Source organism: Mariniphaga anaerophila, from assembly GCF_900129025.1.
GTDB classification, from domain to species: Bacteria; Bacteroidota; Bacteroidia; order Bacteroidales; family Prolixibacteraceae; genus Mariniphaga; species Mariniphaga anaerophila.
On sequence record NZ_FQUM01000006.1, the window covers coordinates 180,070 to 198,729 of the forward strand.

Annotated in this window: 14 protein-coding genes; 7 read left to right on the plus strand and 7 right to left on the minus strand. The window is 42.1% G+C overall.

Features of this window, described 5'->3' with window-relative positions; all coding sequences use genetic code 11:
• Window positions 1–8 precede the first annotated feature (8 nt).
• The 3 genes from BUB08_RS13605 to BUB08_RS13615 all read right to left on the minus strand — a co-directional run bounded on the left by BUB08_RS13605 (window position 9) and on the right by BUB08_RS13615 (window position 4,890).
• Window positions 9–803, minus strand: a complete 795-nt coding sequence (locus tag BUB08_RS13605) for a thymidylate synthase (protein ID WP_073002436.1) — start codon at window positions 801–803, stop codon at window positions 9–11.
• A 316-nt stretch (window positions 804–1,119) separates the two neighbouring features.
• A complete protein-coding gene (serA, locus tag BUB08_RS13610; RefSeq protein ID WP_073002437.1) occupies window positions 1,120–2,352 on the minus strand; it encodes a phosphoglycerate dehydrogenase in 1,233 nt (410 codons plus the stop codon).
• A 39-nt stretch (window positions 2,353–2,391) separates the two neighbouring features.
• Entirely contained in the window at window positions 2,392–4,890 is a 2,499-nt protein-coding gene (locus BUB08_RS13615) for a beta-mannosidase (protein ID WP_217651621.1), read from the minus strand.
• A gap of 330 nt (window positions 4,891–5,220) precedes the next feature.
• On the opposite strand from BUB08_RS13615, the gene rlmN reads away from it, so the two are divergent.
• Entirely contained in the window at window positions 5,221–6,240 is a 1,020-nt protein-coding gene (gene rlmN / locus BUB08_RS13620) for a dual-specificity RNA methyltransferase RlmN (protein ID WP_073002439.1), read from the plus strand.
• A 96-nt stretch (window positions 6,241–6,336) separates the two neighbouring features.
• Here the strand turns inward: rlmN and BUB08_RS13625 are convergent, their stop codons facing one another.
• The 4 genes from BUB08_RS13625 to BUB08_RS13640 are packed head-to-tail and all read right to left on the minus strand — an operon-like array spanning window position 6,337 to window position 9,954.
• Entirely contained in the window at window positions 6,337–6,594 is a 258-nt protein-coding gene (locus BUB08_RS13625; RefSeq protein WP_073002440.1) for a hypothetical protein, read from the minus strand.
• 21 nt (window positions 6,595–6,615) lie between these two features.
• Window positions 6,616–7,170, minus strand: a complete 555-nt coding sequence (gene ruvC, locus BUB08_RS13630) for a crossover junction endodeoxyribonuclease RuvC (protein ID WP_073002441.1) — start codon at window positions 7,168–7,170, stop codon at window positions 6,616–6,618.
• Window positions 7,167–8,060, minus strand: a complete 894-nt coding sequence (locus BUB08_RS13635; RefSeq protein ID WP_073002442.1) for a DMT family transporter — start codon at window positions 8,058–8,060, stop codon at window positions 7,167–7,169. Before BUB08_RS13635 ends, ruvC begins: the two co-directional genes overlap by 4 nt.
• Window positions 8,047–9,954: a tetratricopeptide repeat protein gene (locus BUB08_RS13640; RefSeq protein WP_073002443.1), complete on the minus strand. Its 1,908-nt coding sequence runs from the start codon at window positions 9,952–9,954 to the stop codon at window positions 8,047–8,049. The genes BUB08_RS13635 and BUB08_RS13640 overlap by 14 nt, the downstream gene beginning before the upstream one ends.
• 97 nt (window positions 9,955–10,051) lie before the next feature.
• Between BUB08_RS13640 and lipA the strand changes: the two genes are divergently transcribed.
• The 6 genes from lipA (at window position 10,052) to BUB08_RS13670 (ending at window position 18,649) form a co-directional block, all read left to right on the plus strand.
• The gene (gene lipA, locus BUB08_RS13645; protein ID WP_073002615.1) at window positions 10,052–10,915 is read left to right on the plus strand and encodes a lipoyl synthase; all 864 of its coding nucleotides are present in this window, start codon (window positions 10,052–10,054) and stop codon (window positions 10,913–10,915) included.
• Window positions 10,916–11,088: 173 nt separating this feature from the next.
• The gene (gene lipB / locus BUB08_RS13650; RefSeq protein ID WP_245820204.1) at window positions 11,089–11,754 is read left to right on the plus strand and encodes a lipoyl(octanoyl) transferase LipB; all 666 of its coding nucleotides are present in this window, start codon (window positions 11,089–11,091) and stop codon (window positions 11,752–11,754) included.
• 310 nt (window positions 11,755–12,064) lie between these two features.
• Window positions 12,065–12,625 carry an RNA polymerase sigma-70 factor gene (locus tag BUB08_RS13655; RefSeq protein ID WP_073002445.1) on the plus strand — a complete coding sequence of 187 codons (561 nt, stop codon included), beginning with the start codon at window positions 12,065–12,067 and terminating at the stop codon, window positions 12,623–12,625.
• Window positions 12,626–12,704: 79 nt separating this feature from the next.
• Window positions 12,705–13,685, plus strand: a complete 981-nt coding sequence (locus BUB08_RS13660) for a FecR family protein (protein WP_073002446.1) — start codon at window positions 12,705–12,707, stop codon at window positions 13,683–13,685.
• A 102-nt stretch (window positions 13,686–13,787) separates the two neighbouring features.
• Complete coding sequence (locus tag BUB08_RS13665; RefSeq protein ID WP_217651622.1) at window positions 13,788–17,027, plus strand: SusC/RagA family TonB-linked outer membrane protein; 3,240 nt, start codon at window positions 13,788–13,790, stop codon at window positions 17,025–17,027.
• A 23-nt stretch (window positions 17,028–17,050) separates the two neighbouring features.
• Complete coding sequence (locus BUB08_RS13670; protein ID WP_073002447.1) at window positions 17,051–18,649, plus strand: RagB/SusD family nutrient uptake outer membrane protein; 1,599 nt, start codon at window positions 17,051–17,053, stop codon at window positions 18,647–18,649.
• Window positions 18,650–18,660: the final 11 nt, after the last annotated feature.

Sequence of the window (18,660 nt, forward strand, 5' to 3'; positions counted from 1 at the left end):
AATGAATGTTAGACTGCTACTTTCCCCTTAATACTCGGGTGCGACTGGTAGCCAACCAACTCAAAATCATCATATTTAAAATCGAAAATATTTTTCACTTCCGGGTTAATTTTCATAGTCGGAAGCGAATAAGGCTCGCGCGTGAGTTGCAGTTTCACCTGTTCAATATGATTTAAATAAATATGCACATCGCCGAGCGTATGCACAAAATCGCCGGGTTCCAGTCCGGTTACCTGCGCCATCATCAGGGTAAGCAATGCGTATGATGCAATATTAAAAGGTACACCCAAAAAAACATCGGCGCTACGCTGATAAAGCTGGCACGACAGTTTTCCGTCGGCTACATAAAACTGAAAAAGAATGTGGCAAGGAGGCAGGTTCATCTGATCCAGTTCGCCAACGTTCCAGGCACTCACCAGGTGACGACGTGAATCGGGATTGTTTTTAATCGACTCAACTACATTGATAATCTGGTCGATATGTTTTCCGTTGGGAGTTGGCCAACTGCGCCACTGGTAGCCATAAATATGCCCTAAATCCCCGTTCTCGTCGGCCCACTCATTCCAAATGCGCACTCCGTTGTCCTGCAAATATTTTATGTTGGTATCTCCTGCCAAAAACCAAAGCAGTTCATGAACAATCGATTTCAGATGTAGCTTTTTGGTGGTCACCATTGGAAATCCTTCGCTCAGCGGAAACCGCATTTGATGCCCGAAAACACTAATGGTTCCCGTTCCGGTACGATCTTCCTTTCTTACTCCATTCTCCAAAATGGTTTCCAGCAAATTCAAATATTGTCTCATTCTTCTATAATTGTTTATTTTAATGGCGACTCATGTACCCCACGCAACAGCCATGCTCCTTTGTGCGAAAGAATTACAATGTTCGTTTCATCGATTCAACATTTTGTACAACCACAAAAATAAGCATTCAGTCTGCTTTGCATCCTTATCAGCAAATTTAAATATCCACAATGTATCTGCCAAGGTTCGGCTTCAGCCTGCATCCACAAGTCCTCATCGCCTGTTCAAACAATTTTTAATACCTTATTTGCCAACCTTCAGAACACAAATTTCCCCGGGGAAAATCACTAATCTGTTTTTTACGGCACGGCAACTTTCAGTACAGCATCCTCGCCCTGATTGTGTGCGGAATCGCTTTCAGCTCATTTAAAATTTTGTTGCAATTATTGCATTCAGCATCAATAATTACGTAACCAATTTCAGCATCGGTTTGCAGGTATTGCGCCGCAATGTTAATTCCCTTATTGGTAAAAACGAAGTTAATATCTTTCAGTAACCCGGGCGTATTTTTATGAATATGCAAAAAGCGCTGTTTGTGGTAATTCGGCTGAATGGACACTTGCGGAAAATTAACGGCTCCAACGGTGGAACCATTATCGCTGTAGCGAATAAGTTTATCAGCAACTTCCAGCCCAATGTTCTCCTGCGCCTCCTGAGTACTTCCGCCAATATGCGGCGTCAACAAAACATTGTCGAAGTCCTGCAACGGGGAGCGGAACTTTTGAGTATTGGAAGCCGGTTCTGTTGGAAAAACATCGACTGCAGCACCTGCCACATGACCTTTTTTCAGCGCTTCGGCCAACGCTTCGTAATCCACCACCGACCCGCGGGAAGCATTAATCAGCAAAGCTCCTCTCTTCATCTGCGCCAATTGGTTGCGGGAAATCATATTGCGCGTATCCGAAGTTTCGGGCACGTGCAATGTTACAGCGTCAGATTTTTGCAGCAGTTCGTTAAGCGAATCGCACACAAAGGCTTTTCCCAGGCTGAGCTTTGTTTCGATGTCGTAATAAAACACATTCATGCCCATTGCTTCGGCCAGCACAGAAACCTGCGAGCCAATGTGTCCGTACCCAACAATTCCCAAATTCTTCCCCCTCACTTCATATGCGTTTCCCACAGACTTCAGCCAATCGCCGCGGTGGGCAGCTGCATTTTTTGCCGGAATTTCGCGCATCAGCATAATTATTTCAGCAATAACCAGCTCAGCAACCGAGCGCGTATTGGAAAACGGCGCATTAAAAACCGGAATGCCGTGCTGCCTGGCTGCCTCCAGCTCTACCTGGTTCGTACCAATACTGAAGCATCCAACGGCAAAAAGTTTTTGGGCTTTTTCTAATACCTGCCCGGTGAGCTGCGTTCGCGAACGTATTCCAAGAATATGGGTTTCTTGCAGCTTTTGCTCAAGTTCCTCTCCGTCGAGCGCAGTTTTCAGCCGTTCTACATTGGTGTAACCCGCGGCTTTAAAACTTTCCACCGAAGAAGGATGAATACCCTCCAGCAGCAAAACTTTTATGTATTTCTTGTCGAGCGAAAATCTTTTGGGCATAGTATCAGGTTTTCCACAAAATTAAGATTTTATGCTGACTTAAAATGCATCATCGAGCGTACGAACAGTTAATGCTTCGCTCAATTTTTCTTCTGACATTTCGGTTTCCAGGCTTACGGTAAGCTTTTCGCCGGGCAACATATCGAAGTAATTATCGGAGAAAAAACCTTTCTCGTCTGCAATTTGAAGGTATACGTTTTTGGCCAGCTTGTCAGTTTTCAACTCAATATCAAATCCCGAATCTGTTTTTGTTATGCTGTAATCCACCTGCGGATGGGGAATATCCAACTCTTTAAATGGCCTGAAAAAGTATATGTTCCGGGAAATGGTTTTCCCGTTTTCAATAAGTTCTGCTGACAGGAGCAGGTTCCGTGTATCTTTTCGATAAAGAAATTCGTGTTTGTTCTCATTAAAATAATCTCGGCTCGAGTTAGCCGGAATCTCGGCCAGTGATGCCGTTTCCCAGATCACCTGCCCGTCGAAGTCCATCATTTTTAAAATAAGCTGGGCGTTTACCTGCTCCAGCCGGTCGTTTACAATGCCTACTTTAAGTTTCAATTCGTCTTCGTAAGGACTTACCAACACCGGACTGAAACCTTTTTTTACATAATACTGAAGGGCTTTCCACTTCTGGTAATAATCGGTAGAACTCCAGGAAGCAACGGGCCAAACATCGTTTAACTGCCAGTACAGACTTCCCATGGTATATGGCATAGCCCGGCGGTGACCTTCCAGCCCGAACTTGATTCCTTCGGCCTGCAGCACGTGGTTCACATATAAAAACGACTCAAAATCTTTGGGACGACGATATTCCTTTAACATGTAATATTCAATGGTACCGTTGCCAATGGAAGATCGCTGGTGCGATTTCATCACGTCAGAATAAATATCATAATCTTCGGGGGCTGCGTATTTTTTTACGGTAGAAATCTCGGGGAACGACTGAAAACCGTACTCGCTCATAAATCTGGCGAGGTGAGTTGCATAGGTATTAAACGGTTCTTTCCCCCACCAAACACCCCAGTAGTGTTCATCGCCATTTACCAGGTCAGCCTGTACTCCCATTCCCGACGACGGGCTCGAACCCCAATAACTGCGTTGCGGGTCATACTCACTCACAACTTCGGGTAATGTTTTATGAAAAATGTCGACATATGCCTGCCACACTTTTTCAGGAACATCCGCTCCCTGTTTTTCGGCCTGCCCTTTCCATCCCCAGGTGTTCCATGCGGTAAGGATTTCATTATTCCCGCACCACAATGCAATGCTCGGGTGGTTGCGCAGCCTTTTCACATTGTCGACAGCTTCTTTTCTGATGTTTTCAAGGAACGACTTATCGTTAGGAAACATGGCGCATGCGAACATAAAATCCTGCCAGACCAAAATGCCGTTTTCATCGCATAAATCGTAAAACAAATCATCTTCGTAAACTCCGCCGCCCCAAACGCGCAACATGTTCATGTTCGATTTTCGGGCGGTTTCAATCATTTTACGGTAATTCTCATCCGTAACACGCGGCAAGAAAATGTCGTTTGGAATGGTGTTGGCACCTTTCATAAAAACTGGGTGCCCGTTCAGTTTAAAATAGAATGAAGTTCCGTGGTCATCTTTTTCGCGCACCAGTTCCAGCGTGCGAATCCCAATGCGGGTGTTTTCGGTAATTGTGCGTTTACCCAAAGCCAGTTCGCCGGTTATATCGTACAGATGCGCTTCGCCCAATCCGTTGGTCCACCAAAGTTTCGGGTTCTGAATTTCGAAATCAACCTTATACGTTTTAACACCGTGTTGCAAATGAATATTGGCGGTAGCCAGAACCGCCCCGTCGTTTTTCACTGAAAGTGTTGCTTTGCCTTTTTTCTCGGCTTCAACCTCAAAAACTGCTGTAAGTGTGGCTCTCTCGTCAGAAACCTCGTGTTGAATAATTTGCAGGTTTTCGATGCGGGCATTGTCCCATGCCTGAATGGTGACCGGACGCCAGATTCCGCTGGTGACCAAACGCGGGCCCCAGTCCCAGCCATAATGATAGCCGGCTTTTCGTGTGTAAATACTCACGCGCTTGTTCCCTTCCACCTGCCCTCTTTCAGCCTGATCGTTTTCAGCCCCGGGGTAAACAAATCCGTTGGCATCATATTGTTTCAGGCCCTCAACAATGGGAGAATGAAACAAAATCCGCAATTCATTTTCGCCTTCATTCAGCAGATCTTTCACGTCAGCCTGCCACCGGCGAAACATATTATCAGCATTAAAAATCAACTCCCCGTTTACAAAAATATCGGCATAAGTGTCGAGCCCTTTAAAATCGAGCTGCACACGGTCGCGCTCCAAAATATTTTCATCGACTAAAAAAGTGGTTTGGTATTCCCAGTCCACTTTGTCGACCCACTGCACATCGAGTTCGTTCAGCCGATAATACGGATCTTCGATAATTCCGTTTTTCATCAAATCGGTATGCACAGTTCCCGGAACAGTAGCCGGCAACCACTCTCCTTCATTCAGCTGCCGGAAAGTCCAGCCTTCGTTTATTTCTTTTTGAATCATTAGGTTAGCATCTTTATTTTTTGGCTGACATCCCCACGAAAAGAGCAGGGCAAATGTCAAGACAGATAGCAAATTTACTTTATGCCACATGGTTTTTTTTATTTTGTCGTTGTGAAAATACGAAAATCTAAACTATCCTCAATAAACTCGTATTACGAGAATAATATTGTAATAAGAAAGAGCAATGTCAACATCCAAAAGTAAAATTTCTTTTAAGCCGGCATTCCGTTTATTTTTTGGCAGCATTCAATTTCTATTTTGCGCGCTGTTTCTTTTGGCTGGTAATTCATTTCACCTATTTTCCTCTATCTTTGTGCCAAATTATTTACCATGAAGGAGAAGCTTTTTGGAAAGACGCTGACGGAGCTGCAACAAATTACCGAAGATCTGGGGATGCCGAAATTTACAGCCAAACAAATGGCTGACTGGCTCTACAAAAAAGAAATTTTTTCGGTGGAAGAGATGACAAATCTTTCTAAAAAAAGCCGCGATATACTGTCCGATAAATTCGAAGTTGGTATGGTAGCGCCTACCCGCGTACAAAAAAGCACCGATGGCACCAAAAAGTATCTTTTCCCCACATCCGGCCAAAAATATGTTGAAACGGCAATGATTCCTGAACACGAGCGAATAACCGTTTGTGTAAGCTCTCAGGTTGGTTGTAAAATGGGCTGTCTGTTTTGTTTTACCGCCAAACAGGGTTTTCAGGGGCAGTTAACCGCAGGAGAAATTGTGAACCAGGTAAAAAGTATTGCAGAAGCCGGAAAGGTTACCAATATTGTTTATATGGGAATGGGCGAACCTTTTGATAATTTGAATGAAGTGCTAAAAAGCCTTGAGATACTCACTTCTGAATGGGGGTTTGCCATGAGTCCGCGCCGCATCACCGTTTCAACCATCGGAATAATCCCGGGGATGCTCACCTTCCTGGAAAAAAGCGAAGCTCATCTGGCGGTGAGCCTGCACAATCCGTTTAACGAAGAACGCCAAAAACTAATGCCGGTGCAGGTTGCATACCCTATCAACGAGGTAGTGAACGAAATAAAAAGCTGGGATTTTGGCCGTCAGCGGCGGGTATCTTTCGAGTACATTTTGTTTGAGGGGCTGAACGATTCGCCACAGCATGTGAAAGAGCTGGCGCGTTTACTGAAAGGACTGAAATGCCGCATCAACCTTATTCGTTTTCATCCGGTGCCCGGAACGCCGCTGAAAAGTCCCGCAGAAGAAACCATTCAGCGTTTTAAAGACGAACTCAATCAAAAGGGAATTCTGACCACAGTGAGAGCTTCCCGCGGCCAGGATATTTATGCTGCGTGCGGATTGCTTTCTACCAAGGAAATGACTAGCTAAAATATTTCCATTTCGGAAAAGACACACTTCAACCAGAAAAGTGCCCTTCTGAAAACGCCAGAGAAAACTTGATTACTTTTTGCGCTGCGCCTGCTCTTACCTGAAATGCGGCATTGCAGAAACAATAAGAACAATTACAAGCACAACAAATAACACAAATACTGCATCGTTCTGGATTTTTCGCAGAAAATAGATAATTGTTGGGGTGAATATTCCCAGAAAAACGGCTTCCCTTAATTCTCGCATGGTAATGCTAAAACTTCCGGTGGCAATCCAGTTGGATATTTCGGGAAGCAACAAAAACAGGCCAATTGCAATTATAATTACTTCAATAAACTGAATAAACTGCTTCATAATTATTAAACAAAATCAATATTATTTTACTCTTCCGGGATTCTTCTTAATAAAATCTCCCCAGTTTTTATACTCCTTGTTTTTTTGCGGTTTTCCCTGTTGTATAAAGTGGCAAATAGCTACGGCTACAGCATCTGTGGCATCCAGAGCCTGGTCGAGGTCGGTCAGATTATAAACTTTCTGCAAAAAATATTTTACCTGTTCTTTTGAGGCTCTTCCCATGCCGGTAATGGCTTGTTTTACCAACAGCGGTGCATATTCGTGGATGGGCACCGAAAAGTGGAGTGCTGCTGCCATAAGCACGCCTTGGCCGCGCCCCAGCTTTAACATCGACTGCACATTTTTCCCGTAAAACGGCGCTTCAATAGCCATTACATCCGGACGGTATTCGTCTACCAAATGCAACGCCCGCTCGTGCAGATACTGCAACCGCTGGTAGTGGTCGGAATATTTACCAGGCACCAGGGTTCCCATGTTTATTATAACCGGTTTGTTGTTCCTCACTTCTACCAGTCCGTAGCCGGTTACGGTTGTCCCGGGGTCAATACCTAATATTTTGAGTGGCTTCCCGTTCATGTATTTATTTGATTCTTCTTGTCAAACCTTTGAACTAAAATTCCGGCAATAATACATGCCAGTCCGGCAAAAGTAGTGATGAACAGGGTCTCCTTCAAAATAAACCGGATAAAAATGAGCGACAGGAAAGGCGTCAGAAATATCAGGTTCCCGATTTTTGCGTTGTTGGTACTCAATTGCATTGCTTTCATCCAGAAAACATAGGTTACGCCAACTTCAAAAATGCCAATGTAAATTGCAGCATACAACCCGGTTCCGGGTTCAATTCTGAATTCAGTAAAAAAGAAGACGGTTACCGCCAGAAAAATCAGGCCGAAAAAGAAATTTAAAAAAAGTTTTACAATGCCGTCTCTTTTGTCGCGAACATTCAAAACCCAGTACAGCGCCCAGAGCACTGAACTACCAAGCGCGAGCAAAACGCCGTTCAAACTGGTATTTTGAAAACCGCTAAGCCCTCCCTGCGACGAAATTAAAACCACACCGGCAAAACTGATAACAAGTCCGGCGATGCTCCATTTCCCAATTTTTTGCCCTAAAAGCGGGACAGAGAGCAGAGTTAGCACAATGGGCCACACCATGTTGAGCGGCTGTGCCAGTTGCGCTGGCAAAAGCGAATAAGCTTTAAACAGAACCAGGTAATACAAAAGCGGATTGAGCGCCCCCAACACCATCGAATTGATCAGCTGGCCTACGGTTTGCTGCATCAAAAGCTTTGTCTTTTTTTGAATAACCAGTATAAAAAATAAAATAATTACCGAAGTTGCAGATGCGTAAAAAATAAGCTGAATGAAGTCGAGCTCGCTCAACCCCAGCTTAAACGAGGTAGCTACCGTTGACCACAGCAATACCGACAACCCTGCGTAGAGGTACGATTTTTCAATTGATTTCATTGGGGATAGTGTCCTGTATAAATAATTCTTCCTGCGGGTTAACCGGCGCATCCGGATAAATCTCCCGCAACTCTCTGAACTTCTGGCGCGACTCTTCGGTAAAAACACTTCCCGGGAAGCGGCTTAACATATCGCGGTAAAGTTCTTTTGCACGTTCTTTTTCATTCAACTGGAAGTTGCACAATTCGGCCAACATAAACAGTGCATCGTCGGCCAGCAAACCTGAGCTGAAATTATCGGTAATCTCCTGCAGAAAGCCAGCAGCCTCTGTGTAATTGTTGCGGTCAATTTCAATTTTTGCTTTCCGGAAAAGAATATTGTCGGTTAACGAATGAAAAGGATAAATCTCAGCAATAGAATCGAGGGTCGTCATCGCTTCAGATTCCTTATTCCTGAAAAACAACAGGTCGGCGCGGGCAAACATTTGCAAAGGCACGGCCGTGGTATCCAGGTTCAGATTGTTGCCAATAAGCATGGAAAGTTCCATGGCATCGTTAGCAGTTAATTTTGACGTGCTGGCCTTCAGAACATCCAGTTGAGCCTTGGCCCAACTAAAATTTCCCATATAATATCCCAGTCTGGCTTTTTTTAATTTTACTTCATCGCCCAGCGTGTTGTTTTTGTTGGCATCAATTACCTGCGAGTAAAGCAGTGTTGCTTCCCACGGATCACCGGCATAAACATAAATATCTGCCAATTCGGTTTTCAAAATTCCCAGATCTTCAGGTTTGAGAAGAGGGAGCTTCAATCCTTTTTCCAGTATGGAAATTGCTTTTTCAGAATCATTCAGATAAAACGCCAGCAGATGAGCATAATCATGAATTAGCCCAAGAGTGTTAACAGAATAGCCAAGCATTTCCAGACTACTTTCGAATTTTCCGGCCAGCTCGTTTCCATCCGCTTGCGACTCGGGCCCGCTGGTTGTGTAGCGCATGTACGATGCGCGAATGTTTTGGACAAACGCAGGAATGTAAAGCGGAGAATTTTCGCCTTTTTCAACCAGGTAATTAAAGGCACGCTCTGCCTCGTCGTACATTTTATTATTAAGCGCCATTTGTCCCATTTGCAGAATGTGAGTGTCTTCTTCTCCGGTTCTCCGGTCTAATGCAAGTGCCTGTCGCAAAGCACCTGCAAATTGTTTTTCCTGAAGGAAGAACCAAATCAGCAGCCGGTTGTAAACAATTACACTGGGTTCTGCCTGAATTCGTTTTAAAATTTGTTCCCTGAAATTCTGGCGCAACCCGCCATCCACGTCAATGCGCATTGCCGATGAAAGGGCACTTTGAACACGCTGAATCTGCTTGTCATCCTGCCTGATAAGGTTCAGGTACTCTTCCATCATTTTGTCGTAATCGCGTAAATAGAGGTAGTTACGCGCCAATTCGTAGTTAAACTGTTCCTGAGGTATCTCCTTGCGCCCTTTCAGGTAAACCTTTTTCGACCATTCAAACTCCTGCCACTGCATAAACGAGTTTGCCGCAACCAAAATACTTCCCTTGTTTGCCGGAACTTGTTTCAACGCTTCCGTGTATTTTTCATCGGCTTCTTTCAACTTCTTTTGTGCTTTTAAAAGATATCCCCAATGAATAAGCAGATCTGGACGGAGCGTGCGCTGTTTTTTCAGCTCTTTCTGAATGAAGGTTTCTGCTCCCTCAAAATCCTGCATCTCTATCATGGAATTGAGGTAAAGCCTGAAATAGTAATTGTTTTTTGAAAGATTGTAAACTTCCAGCAACAGAGGTGCGGCTTTTTCGTAATCCTTTGCATTGTAGTACGACAATGCCAGCTTTGTGGCAGACTGAATTTCATTGGGTTGAGCTTGCGCCCACAGAACATTCGCGCCAAACAGCAGAAAAAAAGCTACAACAATATGTTTTGTGTACTGTTTCATCATTATGCAAAAATAACAGGTAAAATAACATTACGGTTTTTGTGACCTGCTTTTTGCTTTTAAACATTTAGGGTTACTTTTGTACAAAACATTTTTTATTATGGCGCACGAGTTGACAGAAAGGCAAAGGCTGCCGCGATGGATGAAGATGAAAATGCCAAAAGGCGAAAGCTATTCAAAGGTGAAAAATCTGGTTGAAAAGCATGGCCTTCATACAATATGCACCAGCGGGAACTGTCCGAATATTGGAGAATGCTGGAACCGTGGCACTGCCACATTTATGATTTTGGGGGATATTTGCACCCGCCGTTGCAAATTTTGTGCGGTGAAAAGCGGAAAACCTCTGGCTCCCGACTTGAAAGAGCCGGAAAAAGTGGCTGAATCAGTCCGGATAATGGGAGTGAAACATTGTGTAATTACCTCGGTTGATCGTGACGATTTGGACGATCAGGGTGCCGGCATCTGGGCGCGTACCATAACCGAAGTAAAACGGGTAAACCCGGACACACGCATCGAAGTGCTCATCCCCGATTTCAGAGGTAAGGAAGAACTCATTCAGCAGGTAATTGATGCCGGCCCGGATGTAATTTCCCACAATCTTGAAACCGTGGAAAGGTTAACTCCGTTTGTACGATTCGCATCAAAATACCGTCGCAGCCTTGATGTGATAAAATATGTAGCACAGCACTACACTGTTGCAAAATCAGGAATTATGCTTGGGCTGGGCGAAACTTACGACGAAGTGCTGCAAACAATGGACAATTTGCGTGAAGCCGGATGCAAGGTGATGACCATCGGGCAATATTTGGCTCCCACGTCAACACACATGCCGGTGGTAGAATACATTGAACCCGCACAATTTGCCGAGTACCGCAAAATAGGACTTGAAAAAGGATTCTCGTTTGTGGAAAGCTCTCCGTTGGTGCGAAGTTCATACAGAGCGGAAGAACATGTCAAAGCTTAAAAATACAGAGAGAAAACTGTTCAGTATTTAAAAACTGAGAAAGTCTTTTTGTATTCAATTGGTTATTGGCAGGTGCTACGCAGGAATATAATTTTTATTGTTGGTTAAACAATATTATGTTAGTTATTGCAAATCAGCAAACAATCTTGGTGAAATAAAAAACTGCAATAAAAGTGGCAAATTTTAATTATAACGACATTGGTCTGAAAGACTACCAGGAAGTTTGGGACTTTCAGGAACAGATTCTGGAGGAAATAGTAGCGGAAAAGCGGGCAACAAAAAAACCGTCTTCCAAAAATCAATTCATCCTGGTGGAGCATCCGCATGTTTACACGTTGGGAAAAAGCGGCGACGAAAAAAATCTTTTGGCACAAGACGATTTTCTGAAAAAAATCGAAGCTACTTTTTACCGAATTAACCGCGGCGGAGACATTACCTACCACGGACCCGGACAACTCGTAGGCTACCCGATTATTGACCTGGAATATTACAATATCGGAGTGCGCGAATACATCGAAAAGATGGAAGATGCCATTATTGCCACAGTTGCCGAATACGGTGTTAAAACAGGTCGAAAAGAGGGAGCAACCGGCGTGTGGATTGATGCGGAACATCCGTCGCGAGCCCGGAAGGTTTGTGCCATCGGAGTGCGTGTCAGCCGTTTTGTAACCATGCACGGATTTGCATTAAATGTAAACACAGACATGCGCTACTTTAATTACATCAACCCCTGTGGACTTACCTTTGGGGTAACTTCCATTCAGCAGGAATTGGGAAGAGAAGTGCCAATGGCGGAAGTAAAAGCACTACTTAAAGAAAAATTCAACGAGGTTTACTAGATAAGTACCCGACATTTCCGCACAACCCTTTTTTCGGATGAAAGCCAGACGCAAATGGCGTATTTTACTTGCTGAGATTTTTGTTTGCGCGGTGTGTTGGAATGTTCGTCAGGCTGCATTGATTATGTTGCTGTCATTTAAAAATTGCTGGTTTCTGTTTCAGTGTACATATAATCTACAGCCTTGTTTCTTATTTCAAGTATCTTAATGCACAACACAGTAGTTTGTGGCTCACAGATTTCTTTGTGTTTAATAATTGTAGTATATAGTCTCTTCGGCAATTTGAAATAAACTTGTATTTTTACCCCACATGATTGATGCTCACAAAAGAGTTAAGGAAGAGTTCGCCTGGTCGCATAAACAATTTGCCGATTTTTTCAGGGAGAATTACCATACCGCCTGCCTGGTTGCATTGCGTTACATGTCAGATGTTGATGAGGCAGAAGATATGGTACAGGATATTTTTGCTGCTTTGTGGGAGAAGCGGAAAACCATTCAGGTTAAAACAAATCACAAAAATTATCTTTTTACGGCGGTTAGGAATCACGCTATAAACACCGTTCAGCGAAGCAAGGAGAAAACGATATCGCTTTCAGCGCTTTTTGTTGATGTTTCAGAAGAAGAGAATCCGAATCATTTTAAAGACGAGGAACTTGCTGCGGAAATTTCCAAAGCGATAAATGAACTTCCCAAGGGCTGCCGGGCTGTTTTTACCTTGGCTTACCTGGAGAACATGACTTATCAGCAGATTGCAGATAAGCTGAATTTGTCTAAAAACACCATAAAAACCCAAATGGGGGTTGCCTACCGACAATTGCGTGAAAAGCTGAAAAAGTATGTTGTTGTGTTGCTGGAGTTTGTTTTTAATTGAAAGAATACGCAAAATAATTTTACTTTTTTTTAATGCGCTTTCACCCTTTTTTAAAAAAGTGTGTCATTAATAACAGAACATGGGAAATAATAACGAAAATAAGATAGAAGAATTTGTTGGCTACCTTCATGGGGAAGATGACGCATCGTTTGGCGGAGAACACTCGGATAGTAACGAGCTAAACGATGTAAGAAAAATTTTTAGCCTGCGCAAGAAAGTAAAACAGACTTTGTTGCTAAAAACCGGACAGGAAGCGTGGACAAATGTTGAACAACGGATGAAAAGCCACCGCACTTTTCGTGTAAAAAAAAATCTAAACTATTTTCGTTATGCGGCAGCAATCTTGGCAATTGTAACGCTGACCGGAGTTTTAGCTGTATTGTTTTTCCAATCCCCGTTCAATAAAGGAAAAGAGATTGTTACTGAGATAATATCCGGAATGGGAGAAATGAAGGAAGTTGTATTGCCGGACGGAACCGTTGTTGGGCTGGGATCCAACACCGTAATAAAATACAGCAGTAGTTTTGGACGTAATAGCAGAGAGGTAGTTTTTAGCGGGGAGGCCATGTTTAATGTAAAAAAAGATGAGACTTCCCCTTTTTTCGTAAAAATGGGTGATGCACGGATTCAGGTGCTCGGAACAAAATTTTTGGTAACCAGCTTTGCGAAAGTAAACAGAAATGAAGTGGTATTACTGGAAGGAAATGTGCAATACAAAAGGAATAACCATAATATTTCAATGTCGGCTGGTGAACGGATTACAGATGACTTGATTTTAGGAAATGTGGTTAGTAATCAGGTGGATGTGTCTCGTTATGTTGAATGGACAGCGGGTAAGGTATATTTGGATAACGACCTCTTGGAGTATTTGGTATTTCTTATGGAGCAGTGGTATGGAATTCCATTTGAATTCGGTTCTGAAGATATCAAGGATTATTGTTTTTCCGGTGTGATAAATAAGAATAAGACATTGGAGTACAATTTGAATATTATTTCACTAACTAATAAAATAAAATTTAAACAAGATGAAAACAGGATAATTGTAAAGAAAAGGGCTTAAAAAAACCGGGAACTGCTCCAACAATTCCCGGCACATAAATCTCAACCGTGCTTTTGGTTTAATGAAAAGCACGGAATTGTTTAACTAACAAAAATCAAATGTATGAAAAAAATTTTTTTCCTGCGTAGGAGCAGGGATGGTGTGTCAAAAATTATTCTTTGTATGCGATTGACATTATTTTTCGTTTTACTGAATGTTTTTGGAGTCTATGCGAAAAATTCTTATTCACAGAATGTCAGACTCAGCCTCAATTACAAAAACGCAACAATTAAGCAAGTGTTAGAACAAATTGAGCAGCAAAGTGACTTTGAGTTTTTTTACAGTAACAATGATTTTAACACAAATTCCAGGGTGGATATCTCAATAGAAGATGGGACATTGGAAGAGGTGTTGAATCGTATTGTGCTCCCCAGAGGGTTGCAGTATCAGTTGGTTGATAACCTGGTGGTAATATCAAAGGTCTCCGGAGAATCCAAAGCTTTAACTTATCAACCCAGGAGTCAGAAAATTATACGTGGAACAGTGACTGATGCGAAAGGAGAAGGTATCCCTTTTGTAAACATTCTTATTAAAGGCTCAACAATTGGTACGGCAACGAATGAATTTGGGGAGTATGAAATATCAGTTAGAGATGACGTGACCCTGATATTCAGTAGTATCGGTTTTAGAGACTATGAGGTACACACTGCGGGGAAACAAAAAATTGACGTTAAGCTCGTTGAGGATAACATTAGTGTGGGAGAAGTAGTTGTAATGGGTTACAACGAGGTGGAACGAAAGCATCTGGCTTCTTCTGTTGAAACTGTTGAAATGGATCGGGTTAAAAATCGTCCTATAGCTAAATTAGAGGAGGGGTTCAGTGGAACTGTTGCAGGCGCTACGCTTTTGCAAGGGGATAACTTACCGGGAAGTGTTCCGGGAACTATCTCCATAAGAGGATTAAGCACTCTGCAAAATGCTTCCCCTTTGGTTATTGTTGATGGTATGGAGCAGTCATTAACCGACATTGATCCAAATCAGATAAAAAGCATCAGCGTATTAAAAGATGCAGCTTCTGCTTCGATGTACGGATCGCGGGGAGCAAACGGTGTAATTATTATCGAAACAGAACGAGGAAGTACAGGTGAATTTAAAGTCGATTTGCATAGTTGGTTTGCCATGCAATCACCTATTGATTTACCTGATTTTGTAGGTTCTACTGAGTATATGCGTTTAAACAACGAGGCAAGGGAGATGCAAGGACAATCTCTGCTATTTTCGGAGCAAGATATTGCGCAGGCAGAAAGCGGAAATTATACTAATACCGACTGGCTCGATGCAATAATGCAGCGCACCGCATATTCTCATAATACTTCAGCAAATATTTCAGGAGGGGGAGGTGTTGGTACGTTTAACTTAATGTTGGGATATGTCGAGGAAAACGGGTTGAATAACATTGAAGGGACAAACAAATTTAGCGCACGTTTTAACACCAACATAAATATTGCCGACCGGTTTGTGTTATTAGCAGATTTTTACGCACATAGATTGCAGGTTGACCGGTTGATGGCAAATGATGACGGACATGGGTTGTATCAAATTGCATGGCGGATGAATCCTACTCAAGCAATTACTTATGAGTCGGAACTGGAAGACCACTATATCCTGCATAACAACTACAACCCCTTGGCTTCAATAGAGCGTGGTGGAATAAAAAATTATATGCACGATAGAAGCACCATTAATTTGAGGCCCAGGTATTACATTAATGATAACCTTTACGTTTCGGGAAATGTTTCATATCTGATTAATAAATCGGCAAACAAATACAAGCGGGAAACCTTTAAATTTTTTGACGGTGATGGGAAACCGGTTGATGTTTGGAAAAACTCAGTAGGTGCAGAGCAGGGAGTAAGTACGAGTCAGATAACAGCGCGTGGACTTGTTAATTACGATCAGGATCTTCGAAAAGGGAAAGACAAAATATATCTTGTGCTTGGTTCAGAGATTATGAATTATATTTATACTGATTATAGAGAAATATCGAAAACGTCATTTTTTACAAAACTTAATTACTCTTTTGATGATCGGTACCTGCTTGAAACTACTGTGAGAACTGACGGTAGTAGTAAGTTTGCTCCAGGAAATCAATGGGGTTTTTTCCCTTCAGCATCATTGGGTTGGAATGTCCACAACGAGGCTTTTATGGATCCGCTGGTTAGTTCGGATGTCATTAATAATTTCAAAATACGGGTTTCATACGGATTAATTGGAAACGAAAACGTTGATCCGTACCTGTGGGAAGAAATTGTGAATACCTGGGGGTGGACGATGCGCGTTCCTAACCCGGATTTCACTTGGGAAAAACAACAACAGAAAAATTTCGGGGTGGATCTTTCCGTACTAAAAAATAGGTTAAATATTACTTTTGATACATATAATAAATTTTCTCACGACCTTATCTACTCCAATTTTCCGGTTCCTCCTCTTACCGGTTCATACTATTTAACATCATCGGTAAATATAGGTGAAGTTGAAAATAAAGGATGGGAAATATCGGCAAAATGGTCAGATAATATTGGTGACTTTTCCTACAGTGTAGGCGCAATGCTTTTTGACAATAAAAACAAGGTGTTGAAGGCAGGATATTCAAATTCGGATACCTTAATCTTTAAAAATAACTCCGACAAAATTTGGTATAGAGGTATCGCTGTTGACAATTATTATGGTTACGAAAGCGATGGATACTTTAAGGACCAGACTGAAGTGGATGCAACAGCAGCCAAATTACCTAATACATTGCCCGGAGACATTAAGTATATAGATCAAAACAATGATGGTATTATTAACGACCTCGACAAAATAAACCTTGGTGATCCCTTCCCTCATTACAATTATTCTATTAGTATCGATTTAAGCTACAAACAATGGGACTTTACTATTTTGGGACAAGGGGTAGGTAAACGTACAGGAAGGCTGAATGGACAAGAGGGTTATCCTGTCCTTATGGACGGCTCCAGCAACAGTTTAGGGGCACCTCGTAAGTATTACGCAGAGAACCGTTGGACTCCCGATAATCAAAACAGTCGTTTCCCACGTGTATGGACTGGTTCCAGCTCAAACGCGGTATTAAGTGATGTATGGTTGAGTGATGCTTCTTTCTTCAGATTAAAAACAATTCAGTTGGGATATTCTATACCCAAAATAGGGAAGAACATAAGAAATGTAAGGTTTTATATAAATGCCCAGGATGCAATTACTTTTACTAAGTGGGAAGGACTCGAGCCAGAACGGGATGGTGGAAATGGAAATTATCCCAGAATGGCATCTTATAGCCTGGGAGTAAAAGCAACGATATTTTAATAAACGCAAAAGGTTATTTTACAATGAAAAAACTATTATATATCTTCTTCTTGGCATTTACTTTTTTAGGGTGCGAAGAATTTCTAGACAAAAAAGATCCCACAGCAACTTCTTTCGTAGAGTTTTTCAATGACGAAGAAGATTTGCGTCGTGTCGTTTATAGCAGTTATCTTGATGTTTTTACTCATCCCAGCAACAGAAAAACCCTGTTTTATATGGATGACGGGAAATCGGATAATGCCTATAGTCGTTTGGAGAATGACCATCAACAACGAATCGCAAATGGTAACTTTAATAGCAATACTGATGCATTTTTATATTATTATGAATTGCAAATGAAGCATCTTGGTCGCTTGAACACCTTTATCTCATATACTGACGTTCCTTATGTCGAGGACGAATTAGTAAGACAGAAGTATAAAAGTATTCTCGAGTCATTAAGGGTCTGGCATTATTTCAAGTTGACATTTAGGTGGGGAAACGTACCTTTTGTTCTCAAACCAGCAGATTTATCTGAAGCAAGGCAGGACGCTACTCCGAAAGATGAAATTCTGGAACAGTTGTTTCCTTTGGCAGAAGAAATTGCCAGCAGATTACCAGAGGACGAATATACAACTGACAAATACATGTTCAACCGGTATTCCTTAAAGGCTTTAACCATGAGGTATGCGTTATACAACGAGCGCTATGAAATGGCAGCAAGACTAGCAAAAGAAATAATAGATAGTAAAAAGTATGAACTTTATCCTGTATATGGTGACCTATTTCAGTACAAAGCCTCGTCAAGTAACAAGGAATTTATCATGCATATGAACAGGGAAAGTAATGGTAATTCTGCGACTTATTCGTTTAGGGATCTTGGTCCCCATTATCGAACAGGAGCAGGTCAATCATATCTTGTCCCTTTAAAATCGTTGGTTGATTCCTATTGGACATTGCAGGGAAACTCCATTGGTAGTTGCCCGCTGCATTCAAAAGAAGAGTATGAATTAAATCCAAATTTGAATCGCGACCCGCGTTACGCCGCAAGCATTATGGGGCAAGGGGATGAATTTTATGGTGATACGATTGATATCTATAACGTAAATGACCCCATGTATTATGAGAATATAAGGGCAAGTAGGTCTGGATATTGGTTTCGTAAGTTTGTTGATGAATCGGATGCTTTTAAAGGAAGCGGAAATATGGAATATGGGTTATTGCGTTATGCAGAAGTTTTGTTGAGTTATGCAGAAGCCAAAATAATGCTTAATGATGTAGATGACCTTGCAAAAAGTTGTATTAATCAGATTCGCAGTAGGGCAGGTTTGGATATGACTGAAGCAGACGTTACTTTGCCAAAATATTCTTCTTTTACACAACAGCAATGGATTGAGCTGATAAGGAATGAAAGAAGGATAGAGCTGGCAGCTGAAGGGCTGAGATATGATGATATTATAAGGTGGCGGATAGCTGAAGATGTACTGAATAAACCGGCGTTGGGGCATACCCAGATGATAGATGGAGATTTAGTATCTCTAAAAATTGAAGATCGAACATTCAGAACATATAACTATTTATGGCCATTTCATGAAAATAGCTTGCGGGTTGAACCTGGGTTAAAACAGAACCCGGGATATTAGAATCTCATTAA

Excerpts from the sequence above, each read along its gene's own strand:
- ruvC (WP_073002441.1), bottom strand. The coding sequence starts at position 7,170 with ATGAACGGGAAGCCACTCAAAATATTAGGTATTGACCCCGGGACAACC.
- BUB08_RS13635 (WP_073002442.1), bottom strand. The coding sequence starts at position 8,060 with ATGAAATCAATTGAAAAATCGTACCTCTACGCAGGGTTGTCGGTATTG.
- BUB08_RS13670 (WP_073002447.1), top strand. The coding sequence starts at position 17,051 with ATGAAAAAACTATTATATATCTTCTTCTTGGCATTTACTTTTTTAGGG.
- BUB08_RS13640 (WP_073002443.1), bottom strand. The coding sequence starts at position 9,954 with ATGATGAAACAGTACACAAAACATATTGTTGTAGCTTTTTTTCTGCTG.
- BUB08_RS13615 (WP_217651621.1), bottom strand. The coding sequence starts at position 4,890 with ATGATTCAAAAAGAAATAAACGAAGGCTGGACTTTCCGGCAGCTGAAT.
- BUB08_RS13605 (WP_073002436.1), bottom strand. The coding sequence starts at position 803 with ATGAGACAATATTTGAATTTGCTGGAAACCATTTTGGAGAATGGAGTA.
- BUB08_RS13660 (WP_073002446.1), top strand. The coding sequence starts at position 12,705 with ATGGGAAATAATAACGAAAATAAGATAGAAGAATTTGTTGGCTACCTT.
- BUB08_RS13665 (WP_217651622.1), top strand. The coding sequence starts at position 13,788 with ATGAAAAAAATTTTTTTCCTGCGTAGGAGCAGGGATGGTGTGTCAAAA.
- BUB08_RS13625 (WP_073002440.1), bottom strand. The coding sequence starts at position 6,594 with ATGAAGCAGTTTATTCAGTTTATTGAAGTAATTATAATTGCAATTGGC.
- rlmN (WP_073002439.1), top strand. The coding sequence starts at position 5,221 with ATGAAGGAGAAGCTTTTTGGAAAGACGCTGACGGAGCTGCAACAAATT.
- lipA (WP_073002615.1), top strand. The coding sequence starts at position 10,052 with ATGGCGCACGAGTTGACAGAAAGGCAAAGGCTGCCGCGATGGATGAAG.
- serA (WP_073002437.1), bottom strand. The coding sequence starts at position 2,352 with ATGCCCAAAAGATTTTCGCTCGACAAGAAATACATAAAAGTTTTGCTG.
- BUB08_RS13655 (WP_073002445.1), top strand. The coding sequence starts at position 12,065 with ATGATTGATGCTCACAAAAGAGTTAAGGAAGAGTTCGCCTGGTCGCAT.